17 protein-coding genes and 2 pseudogenes are annotated in these 18251 nt (G+C 36.5%); 5 read left to right on the top strand and 14 right to left on the bottom strand.

Annotation, left to right across the window (positions count from 1 at the left end):
- Positions 1–17: 17 nt before the first annotated feature.
- The 4 genes from MTT30_RS02505 to MTT30_RS02490 form a co-directional block, all read right to left on the bottom strand.
- The gene (locus MTT30_RS02505) at positions 18–455 is read right to left on the bottom strand and encodes a pyridoxal-5'-phosphate-dependent protein (RefSeq protein WP_149707333.1); all 438 of its coding nucleotides are present in this window, start codon (positions 453–455) and stop codon (positions 18–20) included.
- Positions 456–486: 31 nt separating this feature from the next.
- Positions 487–1728, bottom strand: a complete 1242-nt coding sequence (locus MTT30_RS02500; RefSeq protein ID WP_072594942.1) for an ArsS family sensor histidine kinase — start codon at positions 1726–1728, stop codon at positions 487–489.
- Positions 1728–2405, bottom strand: coding sequence for a response regulator transcription factor (locus tag MTT30_RS02495; RefSeq protein ID WP_087578684.1), 678 nt, complete (start codon positions 2403–2405; stop codon positions 1728–1730). The genes MTT30_RS02500 and MTT30_RS02495 overlap by 1 nt, the downstream gene beginning before the upstream one ends.
- A 97-nt stretch (positions 2406–2502) precedes the next feature.
- Positions 2503–3906: a Do family serine endopeptidase gene (locus tag MTT30_RS02490; protein ID WP_429800866.1), complete on the bottom strand. Its 1404-nt coding sequence runs from the start codon at positions 3904–3906 to the stop codon at positions 2503–2505.
- A gap of 155 nt (positions 3907–4061) precedes the next feature.
- On the opposite strand from MTT30_RS02490, the gene MTT30_RS02485 reads away from it, so the two are divergent.
- The 3 genes from MTT30_RS02485 to MTT30_RS02475 are packed head-to-tail and all read left to right on the top strand — an operon-like array spanning position 4062 to position 6965.
- Positions 4062–4958 (top strand): DnaJ C-terminal domain-containing protein, encoded by an 897-nt coding sequence (locus MTT30_RS02485; protein WP_087578683.1) that lies wholly within the window; start codon positions 4062–4064, stop codon positions 4956–4958.
- Between the two features lie 3 nt (positions 4959–4961).
- Positions 4962–5336, top strand: a complete 375-nt coding sequence (locus tag MTT30_RS02480; RefSeq protein WP_072594938.1) for a heat shock protein transcriptional repressor HspR — start codon at positions 4962–4964, stop codon at positions 5334–5336.
- Between the two features lie 3 nt (positions 5337–5339).
- Positions 5340–6965 carry a cation:proton antiporter gene (locus MTT30_RS02475; protein ID WP_103619087.1) on the top strand — a complete coding sequence of 542 codons (1626 nt, stop codon included), beginning with the start codon at positions 5340–5342 and terminating at the stop codon, positions 6963–6965.
- A 103-nt stretch (positions 6966–7068) separates the two neighbouring features.
- Here the strand turns inward: MTT30_RS02475 and MTT30_RS02470 are convergent, their stop codons facing one another.
- The 3 genes and pseudogenes from MTT30_RS02470 to secA all read right to left on the bottom strand — a co-directional run.
- The gene (locus tag MTT30_RS02470; RefSeq protein WP_429800865.1) at positions 7069–8268 is read right to left on the bottom strand and encodes an ABC transporter permease; all 1200 of its coding nucleotides are present in this window, start codon (positions 8266–8268) and stop codon (positions 7069–7071) included.
- 52 nt (positions 8269–8320) lie between these two features.
- Positions 8321–8422 (bottom strand): annotated as a pseudogene (locus tag MTT30_RS02465) (SEC-C metal-binding domain-containing protein); the annotation flags it as partial.
- Between the two features lie 108 nt (positions 8423–8530).
- Positions 8531–10927, bottom strand: a pseudogene (gene secA / locus MTT30_RS02460) (preprotein translocase subunit SecA); the annotation flags it as partial.
- Positions 10928–11024: 97 nt separating this feature from the next.
- Between secA and lolA the strand changes: the two are divergent.
- The gene (gene lolA, locus MTT30_RS02455) at positions 11025–11537 is read left to right on the top strand and encodes a LolA-like outer membrane lipoprotein chaperone (RefSeq protein ID WP_103560261.1); all 513 of its coding nucleotides are present in this window, start codon (positions 11025–11027) and stop codon (positions 11535–11537) included.
- Positions 11538–11563: 26 nt separating this feature from the next.
- Here the strand turns inward: lolA and MTT30_RS02450 are convergent, their stop codons facing one another.
- From MTT30_RS02450 to MTT30_RS02425, 6 genes are read right to left on the bottom strand one after another with little or no spacing between them, the layout of a single operon-like run.
- Positions 11564–12103, bottom strand: coding sequence for a hypothetical protein (locus MTT30_RS02450; protein WP_054196480.1), 540 nt, complete (start codon positions 12101–12103; stop codon positions 11564–11566).
- A complete protein-coding gene (locus tag MTT30_RS02445; RefSeq protein ID WP_429800864.1) occupies positions 12100–13419 on the bottom strand; it encodes an ATP-dependent DNA helicase in 1320 nt (439 codons plus the stop codon). The genes MTT30_RS02450 and MTT30_RS02445 overlap by 4 nt, the downstream gene beginning before the upstream one ends.
- The gene (locus tag MTT30_RS02440) at positions 13420–15429 is read right to left on the bottom strand and encodes an SH3 domain-containing protein (protein WP_429800863.1); all 2010 of its coding nucleotides are present in this window, start codon (positions 15427–15429) and stop codon (positions 13420–13422) included. It lies immediately after the preceding gene.
- Positions 15426–15920 (bottom strand): chemotaxis protein, encoded by a 495-nt coding sequence (locus tag MTT30_RS02435; RefSeq protein ID WP_429800862.1) that lies wholly within the window; start codon positions 15918–15920, stop codon positions 15426–15428. The genes MTT30_RS02440 and MTT30_RS02435 overlap by 4 nt, the downstream gene beginning before the upstream one ends.
- The gene (locus MTT30_RS02430; RefSeq protein ID WP_429800861.1) at positions 15913–16359 is read right to left on the bottom strand and encodes a DUF523 domain-containing protein; all 447 of its coding nucleotides are present in this window, start codon (positions 16357–16359) and stop codon (positions 15913–15915) included. Before MTT30_RS02430 ends, MTT30_RS02435 begins: the two co-directional genes overlap by 8 nt.
- Positions 16356–17222 carry a D-amino acid aminotransferase gene (locus MTT30_RS02425; RefSeq protein ID WP_429800860.1) on the bottom strand — a complete coding sequence of 289 codons (867 nt, stop codon included), beginning with the start codon at positions 17220–17222 and terminating at the stop codon, positions 16356–16358. The genes MTT30_RS02430 and MTT30_RS02425 overlap by 4 nt, the downstream gene beginning before the upstream one ends.
- A 104-nt stretch (positions 17223–17326) precedes the next feature.
- Between MTT30_RS02425 and MTT30_RS02420 the strand changes: the two genes are divergently transcribed.
- The gene (locus MTT30_RS02420; protein WP_148790021.1) at positions 17327–17830 is read left to right on the top strand and encodes a hypothetical protein; all 504 of its coding nucleotides are present in this window, start codon (positions 17327–17329) and stop codon (positions 17828–17830) included.
- A gap of 125 nt (positions 17831–17955) precedes the next feature.
- Here the strand turns inward: MTT30_RS02420 and MTT30_RS02415 are convergent, their stop codons facing one another.
- Entirely contained in the window at positions 17956–18249 is a 294-nt protein-coding gene (locus MTT30_RS02415; RefSeq protein ID WP_021090986.1) for a hypothetical protein, read from the bottom strand.
- Positions 18250–18251: the final 2 nt, after the last annotated feature.

Genomic DNA, 18251 nt, shown 5'->3' with positions numbered 1-18251 from the left:
AACTCCACAAAATTATATTAAATCATGCTTTCAAAAGCTTCAAATTTTTCTTGATTTGAAAGCATTTCAAGCAATACGCCATAATTGTCTTTTATCTCATCTTGAAGCTTAGTAGTAAGCTCTTTAGCATTTCTTCCGTCTTTTGGATAGCTTACTATCAAATCAATTGGCTCAGCGTTTAAAAACTCTTGAATACCAGATAATAGCTCACTAGCTCCTCTTTCGTTTGTTCCATGAAGCAAAACCACATAATGCTCATTTTCTCTTACAACAACATCAGTTTGTCTTAAAAATTTTTCAAATAGTTCACTATACTCTTTAGTGCTTGGCAAAGAAAAATATATCAAAGATAAATTTTTTGCATAATCTTTTACATTTTTATAACGATTTATAAAAGCTATTTCAAGATCTATTATTGATAAGATATCAACTGGTGAGAAAATTTTTGCTGCCATTTTTAGCCCTTTTTTGTTTATTATGTTTTATTTAAGTCACTATTATATCTTGTAAATTTTCAAAAACAAAGACATTCATTCCGTTTTTATATTCGTATCTAAATTTAAGTCCATGAGCATCAAGTATATTGCTAACTATATATAAACCTAGGCCAAAACTCTTTTGCGTATCCTCTCCTTTAATAAATGGCTGGATATAAAAGTCAAGATCATTTTTTAGCTTCTCGCCTTGGGTTATAAATTTCATATGATCCTTGCTGACAACGATATTTACGTGCTTATCAGTTGAGTACTTTATGCCATTGTCTATCATATTTTTTATAGCGACTGAAAATAGCTTGAAATCAACAAGCACCCTAACCTCATCAAGCTCGCTGACACCAACACACTCTTTTTCTACCATGGCTATATCGATTGCCTCATCGATGAGATCTCTCATAAAACATGGCGTTTTATTACTAAGTCCTATTTTTGATGTTATCTGCTCGATCGCCGCAAGCTCGTTTATCAAATTTTCAAGCTTGTGAAAGACAGAGATTAGCCTTTCTTGATTTTTGCTTTTTTCTATCATTTGAGCGGCGATTAGCCCTTTTGTGATAGGGGTTTTTAACTCATGCATTATGTTTCTTAAGAAAAGATGCCTTGAGTCATTAAGAGCTTTGATCTGACAAACCGCCTCATAAAATGCTTCAGAAACTTCAGAAATTTCATCCTTGCCGTTGCCAACATTTTGTACGCCATCAAGCTCACCATTTGCAAATTTTACGATCTGACGCTTTAGCTTTCTAAGCGGTTTTATTTTATAGATAACAAAAATGTAAGCACCTAGCAAAATGACCGCAACCACCAAAAAGACAGCCTTTATCACCTCGTATCTGTAAGGCTGAAATTCTTTATCCATTAAAAGTTTTAGCTCGTCTAAATGCTCAATCCTTAAGTAGTGGTGCTTGTCATAAAGCAAGATCGCACTTGAACCTAGATCGCTTGAAATTTCTTCTAAAACGGTCGCTTGCTTTAAAATTTCATCTTTTCTCTTCTCGTCTTTGATCTCTGGCATATCGATGTTTGAAAGCTGGCGGTCGTACTGAGCTTTATTTATGATGCCACCCATATAAAATAAATTTGTCCTAGCAACGTTTGAGTATTTGTTATTTAGCTCTCTTGTATAGTTTTGCTTATCAAAGCCCATGAGCCATAAAAAAGCTAGAAATATCGAAACGAGCGCAAGGGCAAAGATAAAAGTTATGGTTATAAAAATAGACGATCTTGGCATCAAAGAACCAATTTATAGCCGATACCACGGATAGCGTGTATGTATTTTGGCTCTTTTGGATTTTCATTTAATTTTTGGCGAATCCTGCCGATGATGACGTCAATACTTTTGTTTGAGCTATCTTCATTTATGCTCTCGCAATTGTAGATGAGTTCCTCTCTAGTAACCGCTCCGCCCTCTTTTAAAAGTAGATATTTTAAGATATCGTATTCTGCGGCAGTTAAATTTAAGACACTGCCTTTAAATAAAATTTCATGTTCAAATTCTTTTAAAACCAGGTCTTTATTTAAATTTCTCGCCTCACTTGCTGGGGTGATACTCTGCCTTCTTAGATGACTTTTGATACGAGCCAAAAGCTCTTGTGGGTCATATGGCTTTGGCAAATAATCATCCGCTCCATTATCAAGAGCATTTACCTTATCCGTTATATCATGTCTTGCACTTGATATGATAATAGGAATATTGTGATTTTTCCTAATCTCTTTACAAACTTCTAATCCATCCATACCAGGCAATGTAAGATCTAGTATCACTAAGTCAAACTTACTTGTATTTAACGTAGATAGTCCGATATATGGCTCTTCAGCAGTTACTACTTCAATATCGTAGTTTTCTAGATATTCGGTTAAAATTTCAGCAAGCTCCATATCATCTTCTATCATTAAAATTCTAGTCATGATCTTTCCTGTTGTAAATTTATTTTTAAGGATTATAGCAGATTAAGATTTTAAAAATTTAAAAGGGTTAAGAGCTGAAATTTCAGCTCTTGGATGATTATTTTATAACAAGGCCTTGTATAATACCGCCGCGATTTATCCACACTAGTGTCTTTTTGCCTTTTGTATTTTTGATTGTATTTGCAAATGTTTGAAGATCTTTTATGCTCTCTTCGCCAACTTGTACGATCACGTCGCCTCTTTCAAAGCCAAAGTCTTCAGCTTTTGAGCCAGATTTTACATCAGTTACTAGCACGCCTTGAGTATCTGGGCTGATTTTGTATTTATATCTTATCTCATCGCTTAGATTACTAACGCTAAGTCCTTCGATGATAATGCTTTTTGCTATGTCTTTTGAATTGTGATCAGCGTTTGCAAGCTTGATTTTTGCATTCATTATTTTATTTGATCGCTCGTAAGTTATATCAACGCTGCTATTTGGAGTTAGTGAGCCAATGAAATTTTTAAGATCATTTGCGTTTTTGATAGCTTTATCATTAGCTGATATAACCAAATCACCTCTTTTTAGTCCAGCTTCATCTGCTGGCATGCCTTGCTCTACACCACTTATTAAAGCACCCTCTTTATTTGTGTAAAGCTCTTTTTGCTCATCAGTTAAATTTGCAATCGTAACGCCTATAAAGCCACGCTCGATCTTGCCGTCAGTTATCAGCTTTTTAGCGATATCTTTGACCATATTTGATGGGATAGCAAAGCCAATGCCGTTATTACCACCACTTTTTGAAAGTATGGCCGAGTTTATTCCGACTAAATATCCTCTGCTATCAACTAAAGCGCCGCCTGAATTTCCTGGGTTTATAGAGGCGTCTGTTTGGATAAAATTTTCATATTGATTAAGGCCGATATTATCTTTATTTAGCCCTGAAATGATACCTTTAGTGATACTTTCACCAACGCCAAATGGATTACCTATTGCAAATACGACATCTGCATCAAGCAACTTTGATGAGTCCGCAAAAGTGATCGCGTTTAGTCCGTTTGCTTCTATCTTTACGACGGCTAGATCGGTTTTTGGATCACTTCCTATTAGCTTTGCTTTATACTCTTTGCCACCATTTGCAAGAGTTACGACTATTTGATCGCTATCTTCTATAACGTGGTTATTTGTAACGATGTAGCCATCATTTGAGATAATAACGCCAGAGCCAAGCGAAGTAGTTTTTTCTTTTTCTTTTGGTTTTGCAAAGTTAAATCCAAAAAATTCATTGAAGAAAGGGTCATTAAACATCTGCTCAATACCAGCGTTATTTACCGTTTTTGTAGTTGAGATATTTACAACTGAAAGCTTTGCCTGAGCGATCGAGTCATAATAAGAAAGTACGCTATTTTTATCGCTAAGTGGCGAGACTCTCGTGATATTAGAGTTAGCTTCATTAAATTTAATATCAGCCCCCACTAAAAAAGAAGCTGCTACTAATGAAATTAGCACAATCTTTTTCATTTTTTTCCTTTAAACTAAAAATTTTTGCAAATTATAAATATAGTGAAAAAATAAAATCTTAACACTTTTTCTTGTTATTAAACAAAAATAAACTTGACTTGCATAGACTAAAGCTTTGTGATATAATCCGTATCAAAAAAATATAAGGAGAATATATGAGTGAAAGCTTATATGAGACTTTAGGGGTTTCAAAGGGTGCCTCAAGCGACGAGATAAAAAAAGCTTATAGAAAACTTGCCAGAAAATATCACCCAGACATCAACAAAGACCCTGGAGCAGAAGATAAATTTAAAGAGATAAATGCTGCTTATGAAATTTTAAGTGACGATAAAAAACGAGCTCAATACGACCAGTACGGCGATACTATGTTTGGCGGTCAAAATTTCCACGACTTTGCTAGTAGCTCAGCCGATATGGGCGATCTAAATGAAATTTTAAAGAATATATTCTCAGGTGGCTTTGGTGGCGGTGGAGCTAAATTTAGCAGTGGATTTGGTAGTAATTTTGGAGGCTTTGACGGATTTAGTAGTGGTGGATTTGGCTTTGGTGGAGCCGATCTAGACGTAAATGCAAAAATTTCTATACCCTTTGACGTGGCTGTAACTGGTGGTGAACATAAGATAAATTTTAATGGCGAAAGCATTAAGATAAAAATTCCAAGCGGCATAGAAGGTGGCGAGAAACTTCGTGTAAAAGGCAAAGGCAAGAGCGCTGGTGGTCAAAAAGGTGATCTTATACTTGCCATTAGCGTTGAGCCAAGCGACGAATATGAAAGAGTCGGAGATGATCTTTATAAAGATATAGAAATTCCACTAAAAACTATGCTTTTTGGCGGAAAAGTCAATGTACATACTTACAAAAAAGATGTCACGATTAAGATCGCTGAGAACTCAAAAACAGGTACAAAGATTCGTTTAAAAGGATATGGCGTGCAAAATAGAAAGAGCGGAATTTATGGCGATCTTTACTTAAAGGCCAGGGTAAAACTTCCAAATATCAGTGAGCTTGATGAAGGCTTAGTAAAAGAGTTAAAAGAAAAATTACCGGAGTAAAAAATGCAAAATTATGAAGAACCACTTTTTTTAATAAGCGTTGTTGCAAAGGTTTTAAGCATACATCCACAAACTTTAAGACAATACGAAAGAGAGGGACTTATCGAGCCATCAAGAACAGATGGCAAGATGAGGCTCTACTCGCAAAAAGACGTTGACCGCGTAAAAACTATACTAAATTTAACACGAGAACTAGGTGTAAATTTAGCCGGTGTTGATGTGATACTTCAGTTGAAAGAAAAAATTGACGATTTAGAATCAACTATTGATGAGCTAAATAAAAAATTGCACGAAGCTACTAGTCAAACTAGCACAAAAAGATCGCTCGTAAAAAGAAAAAATAGCTTTGATCTAGTCTTTTATGAAGGTAAAAAATAATTTATGGAACAAATTTTAGAAGGTTTCTTGCTTGTCGCAGCGATCTCAGTCGCATTAAACGTCATTTTTAAAAAATTTCAGATACCAACCATTATCGGCTACATCGTAACAGGTACGCTTATATCAGAATTTTTCAACCTAAAAAGCAATGATGAAATTTCTCATATCGCGGAATTTGGTATCGCATTTTTGATGTTTACCATTGGGCTTGAGTTTAGCTTTAAACACTTAATGGGCATGAAAAAAGAGGTCTTTTTAAATGGCGGCTTACAGGTTTGTTTAAGTGGCTTTATAATGGGTGTGATGCTTTATTATGCCCTTCACTTAAAAGACGAAACGGCACTTATTGCAGGTCTTGCGCTTGCACTCTCATCAACTGCGATCGTGCTAAAGACGCTAAATGATAGTGGCGATGTGAGTAAAATTTACGGCAGAAAAGCACTTGGAATTTTACTATTCCAAGATATTGCCGTCATTCCTATTTTACTTATGATAGATATGTTTAGCTCGCAAGATGCTTCAATAAATGAGCTTTTACTAAAGACATTTACAAGTGCGATTATTCTTATTGTTGTGCTATTTTTACTTGGTAAATATGTCATCAACTGGATATTTTATAAAGTTATTCAAACAAATTCGCAAGAGGTTTTTATAGCTACGATTTTATTTATGGTCGTTGGCTCTAGCACATTAGCTCACTTCTTTGGCTTCTCATACTCTTTGGGTGCATTTTTGGCCGGTATGATGATGGCAGAGACACAGTATAAACACCAAATCGAAGTTGATCTCATACCTTTTAGAGATCTACTTCTTGGGCTATTTTTTATAACCGTTGGTATGCAGATAAATTTTGCTGTCGTTATCTCAAACATCTGGCTTGTTCTTGGCCTAGTATTTAGTGTCATGGTGATAAAAGCGGTTATTGTTTTTGCTATCTTAAACATCTATTTAAAGCGAAGAGTTGCTGCAAAAACCGCACTTAGTGTTTGTCAAATAGGCGAATTTGCACTAGCTGTTTTTGGACTAATGACTACTAGAAATTTACTTGATATACAAACTGCTCAAATTTTTATCGCAGCCTCAGTTGTGTCGATGTTTGCTACACCTTTTATACTTAAAAAACTAGACGCGATAGCAGACCTCATAGAACGTGAGATCGTTGTTGAACCAAATGAAACTCTAAAGCCGCAAAAAATAAAAAATCACATCGTGGTTTTTGGCTATGAGAGACTTGGACAAGAAGTCGTTTTAAGACTAAAAGAGACAAAGCTTTTATATCTTGTGCTTGATAATGATATTAGTCTAGTTGAGCTTGGTAGGAGCCGCGGGGAAAATGTATTTTTAGGTAACGTTCTTCAAAGCCACACACTTGAAAATGCCTGCCTAAGCGATGCGGCCGCTGTTATTATAACTGTTAATAATGAGCAAAGGGTGGAGCTCATCGCGCAAAAGATAAAAGACTACGGCGTAAATACCCAAACTATAATAAAAATAAATGGTGAGGGTAATAAAGATATCTTTGGTGAGCTAGGTAAAAATTTTCACCTAATAAACGAAGAGCGTGTCATGGCAAAAACACTCGTACACGAGGCTCTTCAATGCAAAATCGATCATGATATAAGAGCGTAAAAGTATAAATTTATCCTAGAATTTTTACGAGTTTATGCTAGTTTTAAAATAATTTTTTAAAAATAACTTTTACAAGCAATGAGTAAGCCTAAATCTCTAGGCTCTACTCATTTCTTAAAGTTTGAAGCACATTTACTTCTGTGGCTTTTTTGGCTGGATAGTAAGACGAGATAGCCACGATAAACACAGCTCCAACTACGATAAGCACAAGATCTATCGTTGAGAGTTCAAGTGGCAGTTTGCTTGAGCCATAAACATCAGCTGGCAAATCTATGATGTTGAAATTTCCAAGTAAAAATAGCCCTAAAAAGCCAAGCGCTAAGCCAAATATAATGCCACCGCCCCCGATTACTAGTCCTTGATAGAAAAAGCTTCTTTTTATCTCGCTTTTACTGGCTCCAAGCGCTAAAAGCAAGGCGATCTCCTGCCTGCGGTTCATCACTGTCATTAGTAGCGAGCTTATGATATTTAGTGACGCCACAAGGATGATTAGCATCAAAACGATAAAAAGTGCTCTTTTTTCAAGTGCAAGTGCCGAGAAAAAATTGCCATTTTGCTCCCACCAGCCAATAGCAACCGTACCAGTTGGCAGGCCTTCACGCACTCTTTTTATATCATCAAATGGCCTACTTGAAAAGATGTGAATTCCATCATAAACGCCCTTTGGATAGTCTAAAATTTTCCTCAAAGCATCAACTGAAGTGTATGAAAATGCCTTGTCATAGGCGATTAGCCCAGATGTAAATGAAGCGCCGATATCAAATCGCTTCATCTTTGGCGTTAGTGAAAAGCCAGCTGGGTCAGCCTTTGTAAAGATAAGCGTTAATTTCTCATCGTTTCTTAGTCTAAACTCGCTCATTATGCCACTTCCCACAAGTATCTCAAAGCCGCTTAGCTCTTTTTCTTTTAAAGCCTCGTTTACGACTGAGTTTATCTGCTTTTCATCTTTAAAATTTACGCCATAAACCAGTCCGCCCTCAAGCGCATTTGCCGAGCGGTAAATGACCTGCGTGCTGATATATGGACTAAATTTAAGATCGCTAAATTTAGCCTTTAGCTCATCCACAAAGCTATCATCAATGGAGCCTTTAAAGGCACTTTGAACGGTTATTGGATAGTTCATCGTAAAAAGTTTACGCTCAAATTCTTTGTCAAACCCATTCATAATAGCCATAGCAACGATTAAGACCATAAGTCCTATGCTAACACCAAGAAAGGCGAGCAAGGCGCTTAGAGTGATAAATGGCTGAGTTTTATCAAATCTTAAATATTTAAAAAGTAGGTACTTTGGTAAGCTTGTCATCAAATAGCCTTTAAAAGATTAAGGCGCTTTTGGCGCCTTAAAAGTAGAAATTTTAAGCAAATATGCCTTTTTTAGGGCCACTTTTTCCGTGGCAATCTTTATATTTTTTACCGCTTCCACAAGGGCATGGAGCGTTTCTTGGTATCTTTTTTTCAGGCGTAAATTTATCATCCTCGCCTTGGTTGTTGTAGCTTAAATTTTCATTTTCAGCATTTTGACTAGCTTCAAGCATCATTCTAGCTTGCTCTTCTTGCTCCTCACGGCTCTTAAATCTAACAACCTGAAGCGTCTTAACACTCTCACTTTTTAGCCTGCTAACTAGCTCCATAAAGAGGTTGTAGCTCTCTTTTTTATACTCCACAAGCGGATCTTTTTGGTTATACCCTCTAAGCCCGATACCAGTTTTTAGAATATCCATCTGATAAAGATGCTCTCTCCACGCATTATCAAGCACTTGAAGGTATAAAATTTTCTCTATCTCTTTTCTTTGATCTTCATTTAGCACGCTCATTTTTTCGTTATATCTTACTTCAAAAATTTGTGCAAGCTTTTCTATTAGCTCATCATACTCTAGACCTTTTAACTCACTCTCGTCTATCTCTTCACCGCAGTCTGCAAGGATGATAGAGCATAAATTTTTAATATCAAAGTCATCTTTCAAGCCGCCATGGAAAATTTCAGCTGTGTCAAGTAAATTTGCAGCATACTCTTTTCTATTTTGAGCTATCTTTTCGCTCATATCATAGTTTTTATCAAGTAGTTCATCGCGGTATTTGTAGATAGTCTTTCTTTGCTCATTTGCCACGTCGTCATACTCAAGTAAGTGCTTTCTAGCCTCAAAGTGCAAGCTCTCAACTTTCTTTTGGGCATTTTCAACAGCTCTTGTCACCATGCGACTCTCGATACTCTCGCCCTCGTCGATACCAAGCCTATCCATGATCGCCTTTATGCGGTCGCTACCAAAAATTCTTAAAAGATTATCTTCAAGACTTAGATAAAATCTACTCATGCCAGGATCGCCCTGACGTCCAGCACGGCCACGAAGCTGATTATCTATCCTTCTACTCTCGTGCCTTTCGGTACCGATGATATATAGACCGCCTAAATTTCTAACCTCATCATCGATCCTGATATCAACACCACGTCCAGCCATGTTTGTAGCGATAGTCACAGCGCCTTTTACACCAGCTTGCGCGATGATTTCAGCCTCTTTTTCGTGGTTTTTAGCATTTAGCACAGAGTGTGGGATGCCAGCTTTTTTAAGCATCTCATGAAGCACCTCACTACGCTCGATACTTGCAGTTCCCACAAGCACTGGCTGACCTTTTTCATGGGCTTTTTTGATCTCGTCGATGACAGCTTTAAATTTCTCATTTTGAGTTTTATAGATAAGGTCGTTTTGATCGATCCTCTTAACTGGCACGTTTGTTGGGATCGAGATAACTTCAAGATTATAAATTTGAGAAAACTCAGTAGCCTCTGTCTGAGCCGTACCAGTCATACCTGCAAGCTTTTTATACATCCTAAAGTAGTTTTGGTAGGTCGTATCGGCAAGAGTTTGGCTCTCTTCTTGAATTTTCACGCCCTCTTTTGCCTCAAGTGCTTGGTGAAGTCCCTCGCTAAAGCGCCTGCCCTCGCTTAGACGTCCTGTAAATTCATCAACGATGACAACCTCGCCATCTTTTACAACGTAATGAACATCTTTTTCAAAGAGATTGTGCGCCTTTAGAGCTTGATCTAAGTGGTGGCTTAGCACGGCATTTTCAAGGTTGTATAAATTTTCAACCCCAAAGAGCTTTTCAGCCTTGCTTATGCCAGCTTCTGTGATCATTATCGTTCTATTTTTTTCATCTACTATAAAGTCGCCAGTTGGCTTTGAGCCTGGCACGTTTGGATCAGCTGGAGTGCCTCTGGTAAGCTGTTTAGCGACCTGATCAGCTCTTATATAGCCATCGAGCGTACGGTTTGTTGGGCCAGAGATGATAAGTGGCGTTCTAGCTTCATCTATCAAGATGCTATCGACCTCATCTACGATAACGAAGTTATGGCCTCTTTGCACCTTTTGGCTAGCTTCAAATTTCATATTATCACGCAGGTAGTCAAAGCCAAATTCTGAGTTTGTGCCGTATGTTATGTCCGCGTTATACGCAGCTTGTCTTACTTCATCATCGTATCCACCGCTTAGTATCACATCTACGCTTAAGCCTAAAAAGTTATAAAGCTCGCCCATTTGCGTAGCGTCACGCTTTGCAAGGTAGTCGTTCACGGTCACTACGTGCACACCTTTGCCACTCATCGCGTTTAATATAACTGGTAAAGTCGCCACCAAGGTCTTACCCTCGCCCGTTTTCATCTCAGCGATCCTGCCCTCGTTTAGCACCATGCCGCCTATTAGCTGCACGTCAAAATGGCGCATCTTAAGCACCCTTTTGCTAGCTTCTCTAACGATCGCAAAAACATCATTTAAAATTTCATCTAAAGTGACTTTTTCTTCGACGACTTGGGATTTAAGCTCGTTAAATTTTATCTTAAGCTCATCGTCGCTCATCTTTTCATAAGTTGGTTCTAGCGCGTTTATCTGCGCCACACGTTTTATATATTTTTTGACTTCTCTATCGTTTTTGGTGCCAAAAATCTTTCTAAATACCGATGAAATCATTATTTTACCTTCCTAAATTTTTAAACTTTGGATCTTAGCATAGTTTAACTATTTATTTAATTAAACTGGGCTAGAATACGCCAAAAAAGGATAAAAAATGAGAAAATTTCTAGTTGCATCTCTCATCGCAGTTTGCTCATTTGGTGCTGGCTTAAATTTCAAAAGCCTGCAAAGTGACTTTACGCAAACTGTTTTTAGCGAAGGCAAAAGCATAAATTACAAGGGTAGATTTTACGCAAAAAATGACAATACTGCACTTTGGATATATGAAAGTCCAACACCAAAGAGAATTTATTTTAACAAAGAACGTGTGATCGTGATTGAGGACGAGCTTGAGCAAGCCATCATTTCAAAGCTTGATGATACGCCAAATTTGACGCAAATTTTAGCTCATGCGGAGCAAATTCAACCAACACTTTACAAAGCAATATATGACGGAGTTGAATACTTTATAACTATTAAAAACACGCTTCCAACGACGATTGACTATAAAGATAAACTTTCAAATAAGATAAAAATAACTCTAAGCAACCCAGTAAAAGACGCGCTCATACCACAAGAGACGCTAACTCCTGTCATTCCTCAAGGTTACGACATCGTAAATCAATAAATTTGGCTAACTTTAGCCAAATTTATTCACTTCTCTCCAAAATCTTTTCCAAATTCTTGAACGTTATTTAGATCGATAGGCTTTTGAACTACATCATTTGGATCTGGCGAGATGATGATCTCATTGCCCTTTTTCTTCTTTTCTGGTTTTGTTACAATCTCTTCATTAACACTTGGATCGGAGCATAAATTTTGGCTTTTTATTGCTTTTATGATCTCGCTTAGTTCAAGATTATTTATCACTTTTATATTTAAGATAAGCACATCATCGATATCAAGAGAGTGCTTTTTGGCTGCGTATTTTATGAAAAGCTCTTTAAATTTCTCTTTTCCCATTGAGGTTAAAATATCTTCCACGTAAAAGCTACCAACTATTATGTTTAAAGCATCAAGCACATACGCTTCATTTTCTTCAACATCACGTCCAACGACTTCAAGGTTCATATTTATCTTTTTTGTTAAATTTTGTCCAGCTTTTGAGTAGATATCTGTTTGAAAATCTCTTACTTTTAGTACGTCTGCAAATGCAAAAATACAAAAAGTAAGGCTTAAAAATAGCTTTTTCATAAATTCTCCTTAATATGCAAAAATACGTTTTCTTGGTAAAATTTCTTAACTTCGTCGTCAATTTTAACCACTTTTCTTAAATGCTGCCTAAAATCACTTTTTTTATCATAAAAAAGTTTTAAATTTTTAGGACTTACCGCGCGAGAAAGTGCGACATAGAGTTGTCCTTTGGCAAAAATGTTGTTGATATTGCAAATGAGCGAGTTTATGCTCATTCCTTGAGATTTGTGGATGGTTAGAGCGTAAGCAAGCTTAAATGGAAACTGAAAAAGCGAGGCTTGCACATTTTCTTTGATCTCATCTTCGTTTAAATTTAACGCACTAAACATATAAGCAGCTTTTTCTATCTCACAAATTTCGCCGCTATCTTTTTTCACGATCACGCTTGAGATGATGCCATTTTCTTTTAAAATTTGCATGATCTTGCCTTGCTCTCCGTTGTAATATTCGCCCCATTTATTTGACGTAAAGATAATCTTAGCGCCTATCTTCATCTCCAAATCCCTTGAGATATTTAGCGTATTTGCCCATTTTTCAAACTCTTTTTTATCTAAATTTTCATCCAAAATGCTCACATCTGAGTTTGAAATTTCAAGTGGTGTGTCAAGTTCTGAAAGCCTTTTTTGATTTAGCATTTCAGCCTCGGCATTTCTGCCAAAAAGCACACTCGTATCATCATCTGGCTCTATCTTGGACACTCTTAAACTCTCTATATAGCTCATTATTTCATCATCTAGCTCGCCTACTCGCAGCCTAGAGAGAATCTCATAAAATTTAAGATCATTTGTGCGTTTTGAGATGAGAAGTTCGACATTTGTAAATTTCATATCCTCCCACGCACTGGAGTTAAAAGCGTATAAAAAATTAAAAAGCCTATTTTCGTTTTGCTCCTTTTGCACTGGTGGAAGCTGATAAAAATCGCCCACTATAAGCACCCTGCCTTTAAATTTGGAAGTAAGTAGTCGGTATCTTATCATCTCCATTAAATCTGAGCTCACCATTGAAATTTCATCAATTACAAGCAGATCACATGCATCAAGCATATTTCTTAGCTTGCTTAGTTTATCTTTTTGATGATAGTCAAAGCGCCTTAGCTCCTCGTAGTCCTTGCAGTAGCCAAATTTAAAAAAGCTATGCAAACTAACTCCTCCAAGGCTAACGGCACTTATGCCAGTTGAGCCAAGAATGATGACGTTTTTAAAATTTTCTTTGTAATGCCTGATGACAGAGGCTGTTAGATAGCTCTTGCCAACGCCTCCACCACCAGTTAAAAAGACGTTTGAGCGAGATAAAATTTCTAAAATTTGCTCTAGCATCTACTCAAACATCTCTGGGCGATACTCAAAGTGCATCGTATCAAAGTGCTTCCAGCGTCCGCCCCAGATAAATTTATGTTTTTCAAAAACACGCACTATCTTTTCAGGGATGAGGTTTTGGTAGCCACTACTCCACTGCCAGTAGTGGCTCTTTTTTACATTTATATCGATCGCAATGCCGTAACTGTGCGGACTCAAACGGTTTGTGCCAGCGATGATGCGCCATTTAAATGTCCCACCTGGATCTTTTAAATACTCAAGCAAGCTCGCATCACTTTTTACCATATCGTTTAGCTCATTGCTTATGTCTTGTAAGGCGGCTGCGGCTCCATTTTTAGAGTTAAATTTCAAAGGCAAATTTAAAAAGTCCTTTAGCCAGATGACATTTACTAAATTTGCTTTTACCTCGCTCTCGCTTGAGCCATAAATTTTGCCTAAAAACTCATAATTTCTACATCTGCCAGCATCACTTAATGCGGTGCTAAGCGGCGAAAATGCAGCGTAATCAAGCGCATTCATATCCTCTATATCGGCCCCAGTGCTACACTCATCATCTTTTTGTTTAAAGTCATCATAGACAAATATTGTTCCATCGCCAAATTTGACCAGATTATCCTCAACCTTAACACCATAAGCCCTTTGCAAAGCTGAAATTTTTCTAGCTTTATCGCTTATTACATTTTCTGGCTTTATCACATTTATAGAATCGACCTTTGAAATGAGCAAATTTGAGTTTTGTATATCGCTTCTGCTTTGTCCGATGTTTAACGTAGTTACAGCCGTAGCACCGATTAATGCTCTGCCGTTATTTTCAGTTTTTAGCCCCCAAGCATCATGCACCACATATATATCATCGCCCTTGTATCCAGCGTAAAGCATGATATGTCCTGGCAGATGCACAAGCGTAAGATATGGCACGCCCTTTTCTTTTATCTCTTTTGTCTTAGCAGCGTTACTAAGTCCTTTTAGATCAAATTTTTGTCCCATATTTGCTTGAGCTCTTGAGTTTCTGGGCAACCACACACCAAAACTTGCTAGCAAATCTTTGGTAAAAAGCGAGCAATCCCTTAGCTTATCAACCCCACCCCAACCATAAGGCTGAGTAAGAAGAGAGCTAATAAGTGTTTTTAGATTTGAGTCATTAAATTTAAGAGGAAAAAGAGCGCCAACAGACTTTGGCAACACAAATTCTCTCAAGAGATTTCTTACATAAATTTTTCCGTAGTAGTTTTTACTATCCTGCGCCAAAACAGGCAGTATCGCTCCAACTCTTGAATAAAACAAGAAATTTCCAGCCTTGTCATAAACTGGTATCTTATCCGTTTTTATGGTCACAAAACTTGACTTTTGATAGGCATTTGCCTCATCATCGCTTATAAATTTTATATCCTCTATCTTTACCCAGCCCCAAACCGCATCATCACTAACGAACGCCCAAGCCCTGTCTTTAGAAAGATGTGAGACAAAAAGTGGATGAGCGATGCTTAGTGTTGATTCTTGCAGATAATCAAACGGATAGCCCTCACCTGGAGTTTGCGGATTTAAAAATATCGGCTCATCGGTTGGAAAATTTCTTAAAGCTGTGTTTGCCGAAGTTAGAGCATAAGCAGAGATGCTTGAAAGAGCTGAAAAATTTGCATTTTCCTTTTGTGTGTCAAACCAGCTTTGAGGTACCTGTCTAAAATTTGAGCCAAAATACTTTCTCTTTTCACTTGGTTTATATATATTAAATGCCCAAAAGACATCGTTTGGATTAAATTTTACGCCCCTTAATGTAAAAACCTTAAACCTTCTTTTTAAAATTTCTTCTTGGTCAAAGCTTGCACTTTGCATATTTTGCGGTAGCGACGAGGCATCTTGCTTCATTTCAAAATCAAGCAAACTAATGCGTTCATTTGGCTTATATACATTTTCATCTGGTAAAGGATTTTGCACACTTGGCTTTGGCTGGGTCTGCGAACATCCCAAAAACAAAGCAACACTAAACGCTAAAAATATACCTTTTTTCAAATTTTTTCCTTATCCTTAAAAATATCTTCTACAATTAAAACAAAAATATAAAACATCTTTTCATCGTTGTTTTTACAAATTTGTTTCATCGTCTCATTCTCGCTTTTTACTTTTATGTCATTTGACCTTAAAATTTCTACAATATCAGAGCCAAATTTCTTTGAAAGTTCGCCCACCTTTACATCATTTAAAGCATTTAAAAACCTGGTTGTATTGCAGTCCATCTGCACTGGCTTGTGATTTAAAATATTTTTAAACTCAAGGCTTAGCTTCTTTAACTTTTTCTTTTTAACATAACTATGAATAATCGTCAAAACAACCAAACTAAAGCCGAAGAAAATGTGTAAATTTAGCGAATTTTCACTCATCTCCCCATTTAAGAAAAGAACGCCGCTCATAAAAAGACCGATCACACAGATAAAAAGCAACAACAAGATGATGTACTTAAAAATCACCTCAAGTATAATGTTGTCTTTTAGCCTATCAAACATCAAGCCCCACTATCTCATCTTCGCTGTAAACCAAAATTTCATTTTCTTTTAGCAGTTTTGCTGTGATGCCATCACCTGAAATAAGCCTCTTACTAAAGCTTCCATCATAAATTTGCCCACTTCCACAACTTGGACTTTTTGATTTTAAAATAGCCTTTTTGCAACCATTTAATTTGGCTATCCTTAGGCAAATTTCTGCTCCATTTTTGAAATTTTCACTCACATCTTTGCCTGAAAATTTACAAACAACCACACCATTTTTCATCTCAGCCGGCTCCCTCGGCGTGCTAAGTCCACCGTAAACTTCAGGACAAACAAAAAGCAGATGAAATCTCTTTGAAATTTCATCTAAAACATCTTTATTTAAAAGATTATTTTCGCCGTTAAATTTACAATTTATGCCGACCAGGCAAGCGCTTATTAAGATTTTTTCTCTCAAAGCCCGGCTTCTTTTAAAAGTTCACCAGCATAAATTTCACGAAGTTTGCTTGAAATTTCTCCTACTTTTGCACCGTTTATCGCCTTGCCATCAGCATAAACGACTGGTAAGAGTATGAGCGTCGCAGCCGAGATAAAGACTTCATCAGCACTATAAACTTCATCCATGCTAAATTTTCGCTCCTCTATCTTAAGGCCGATATCTTTAGCAATCCTTAAAAGTCTCATGCGGCGGATCCCTGGCAAAATTTCATTTGAAAGTGGTTTTGTAATTAGAGTTTTATCCTTGATGATAAAAGCACTTGAGCTACAGCCCTCTGTCACAAAGCCATTTTCCACCATAAAGCCCTCGTCTGCACCTTTTTTGTGAGCTTCATTTTTAGCGTAGCACTGAGCTAGAAGCGAGATCGACTTTATGTCGCGCCTTTTCCACCTTATATCCTCGACGCTTACCACTTTTATGCCAGTTTTTGCAGCTGGGTTGTTTAAAATTTCACTCTCGTAGCAAAAGATGAAGACGCTTGGGGTTAAATTTTCCATAAAATAGAAATTTCTAAACGCCACGCCTCTTGTTACTTGCATGTAAATTCCGCCCTCTTTTAAGGCATTTTTGGCGATCATCTCATTTAAGATCGCTTCAAATTTATCTTTTTCGTAAGGCAGGCTTATATCTATTTCATTTAAGCTTCTTTCAAATCTCGCCCAAAATCCATCTTTATCAACCATTTTTGAATTTATCACAGGCACAACCTCATAAATTCCATCACCAAATATAAATCCTCTATCAAAAGCACTAACTTTTGCCTCGTCTTTTTGCAAAAATTCTCCATTTAAAAAGACGGTTTGTAAAGCTTGATCTGCCATTTTTAGCTCCTTAAATTTTGGGCAAATTGTATCTAATTTTGTTTGAATTTATAGATTCTTAGATATAATGAACCAAAATTTCAAAGGTAAAAAGTCTATAAAAAATGCAAGAAACTTTAAAAGATAGAATCATAAAAAACGTTTTTTTTGTTTCAAAACAGCCAGTTTTATTCAGGGATCTACTTGAAGCAAATGCCCTTTTTAACGAAGGTATGCTAATAGACGGAGCAAAGTTAAATTTTAGATTTAACCACATCAAGCTCTATCAGATTTACGCACTTATCTGTTTTGTCATTTTATTTCCATTGTTAATCATCACGCATCATTTTTTAGCAAAAACTGACGCACACATATCTATAATAGCGACTGCTGTCGTTACTTCGGCCGTTTTCATTGGCTTTGATATGTTTAAAGTTTGGGCAAGAAGAGAGATAAGTCACGATCTTATCAAGAAAGCTTGGAGTGTGCATTTTCCTTATTTTAGCTATGAAAAATACTCAAGCAAGGTCGAAGAAATTTATAATACTGCTATAAAAAACGACATATCAAAAAAAGATTTAGAACAATATATATATGAAAAGCTAATCTCTCAAAAAGAGGGTAATTAATTAGTAAGTTAAGCTAGACTTTGTTTATTGAGCTAATTTTATTTTTGTGCAGTTATATACAAAATAGCTATATTATTTGCCAATATAATTGAATCGCCAAAATTTAAAAAACTTTAAATGTTTAGTTATTTCCATTGACGCTCTTGCATATTGTTTAAAATTTGATTTTTATAACGTAAATTTTCGAGCTTTATATTAAGAGCTCTATTTTCCTCTAAAAGCATATCTCGCTTACCGCTGATGTCGGCTATATCCCTACTTATATAATAAATCTGATTTGCTATGTAAATTTTTGGCAAAAATATAGCTAGAGCTATAAAAACAGCTAAATAGACCATCACTAATGTCTTAAAGCTTAAATTTACCTCACGTTTTTGCTCCTCGTCGTGAAGCGTCAATAGCTCTTCTTTTTCTTGCATTT

The sequence above is a fragment of the Campylobacter concisus genome (assembly GCF_050447445.1).
Classification (GTDB): Bacteria; Campylobacterota; Campylobacteria; order Campylobacterales; family Campylobacteraceae; genus Campylobacter_A; species Campylobacter_A concisus_BI.
The sequence above is the reverse complement of the archived record's forward strand: the minus strand, read 5'-3'. Positions and strand labels throughout refer to the sequence as shown.

What these genes read in the sequence shown, in the direction of transcription:
- MTT30_RS02505 (WP_149707333.1), bottom strand. Translation starts at nt 455, where the DNA reads ATGGCAGCAAAAATTTTCTCACCAGTTGATATCTTATCAATAATAGAT.
- MTT30_RS02500 (WP_072594942.1), bottom strand. Translation starts at nt 1,728, where the DNA reads ATGCCAAGATCGTCTATTTTTATAACCATAACTTTTATCTTTGCCCTT.
- MTT30_RS02495 (WP_087578684.1), bottom strand. Translation starts at nt 2,405, where the DNA reads ATGACTAGAATTTTAATGATAGAAGATGATATGGAGCTTGCTGAAATT.
- MTT30_RS02490 (WP_429800866.1), bottom strand. Translation starts at nt 3,906, where the DNA reads ATGAAAAAGATTGTGCTAATTTCATTAGTAGCAGCTTCTTTTTTAGTG.
- MTT30_RS02485 (WP_087578683.1), top strand. Translation starts at nt 4,062, where the DNA reads ATGAGTGAAAGCTTATATGAGACTTTAGGGGTTTCAAAGGGTGCCTCA.
- MTT30_RS02480 (WP_072594938.1), top strand. Translation starts at nt 4,962, where the DNA reads ATGCAAAATTATGAAGAACCACTTTTTTTAATAAGCGTTGTTGCAAAG.
- MTT30_RS02475 (WP_103619087.1), top strand. Translation starts at nt 5,340, where the DNA reads ATGGAACAAATTTTAGAAGGTTTCTTGCTTGTCGCAGCGATCTCAGTC.
- MTT30_RS02470 (WP_429800865.1), bottom strand. Translation starts at nt 8,268, where the DNA reads ATGACAAGCTTACCAAAGTACCTACTTTTTAAATATTTAAGATTTGAT.
- lolA (WP_103560261.1), top strand. Translation starts at nt 11,025, where the DNA reads ATGAGAAAATTTCTAGTTGCATCTCTCATCGCAGTTTGCTCATTTGGT.
- MTT30_RS02450 (WP_054196480.1), bottom strand. Translation starts at nt 12,103, where the DNA reads ATGAAAAAGCTATTTTTAAGCCTTACTTTTTGTATTTTTGCATTTGCA.
- MTT30_RS02445 (WP_429800864.1), bottom strand. Translation starts at nt 13,419, where the DNA reads ATGCTAGAGCAAATTTTAGAAATTTTATCTCGCTCAAACGTCTTTTTA.
- MTT30_RS02435 (WP_429800862.1), bottom strand. Translation starts at nt 15,920, where the DNA reads ATGTTTGATAGGCTAAAAGACAACATTATACTTGAGGTGATTTTTAAG.
- MTT30_RS02425 (WP_429800860.1), bottom strand. Translation starts at nt 17,222, where the DNA reads ATGGCAGATCAAGCTTTACAAACCGTCTTTTTAAATGGAGAATTTTTG.
- MTT30_RS02420 (WP_148790021.1), top strand. Translation starts at nt 17,327, where the DNA reads ATGCAAGAAACTTTAAAAGATAGAATCATAAAAAACGTTTTTTTTGTT.
- MTT30_RS02415 (WP_021090986.1), bottom strand. Translation starts at nt 18,249, where the DNA reads ATGCAAGAAAAAGAAGAGCTATTGACGCTTCACGACGAGGAGCAAAAA.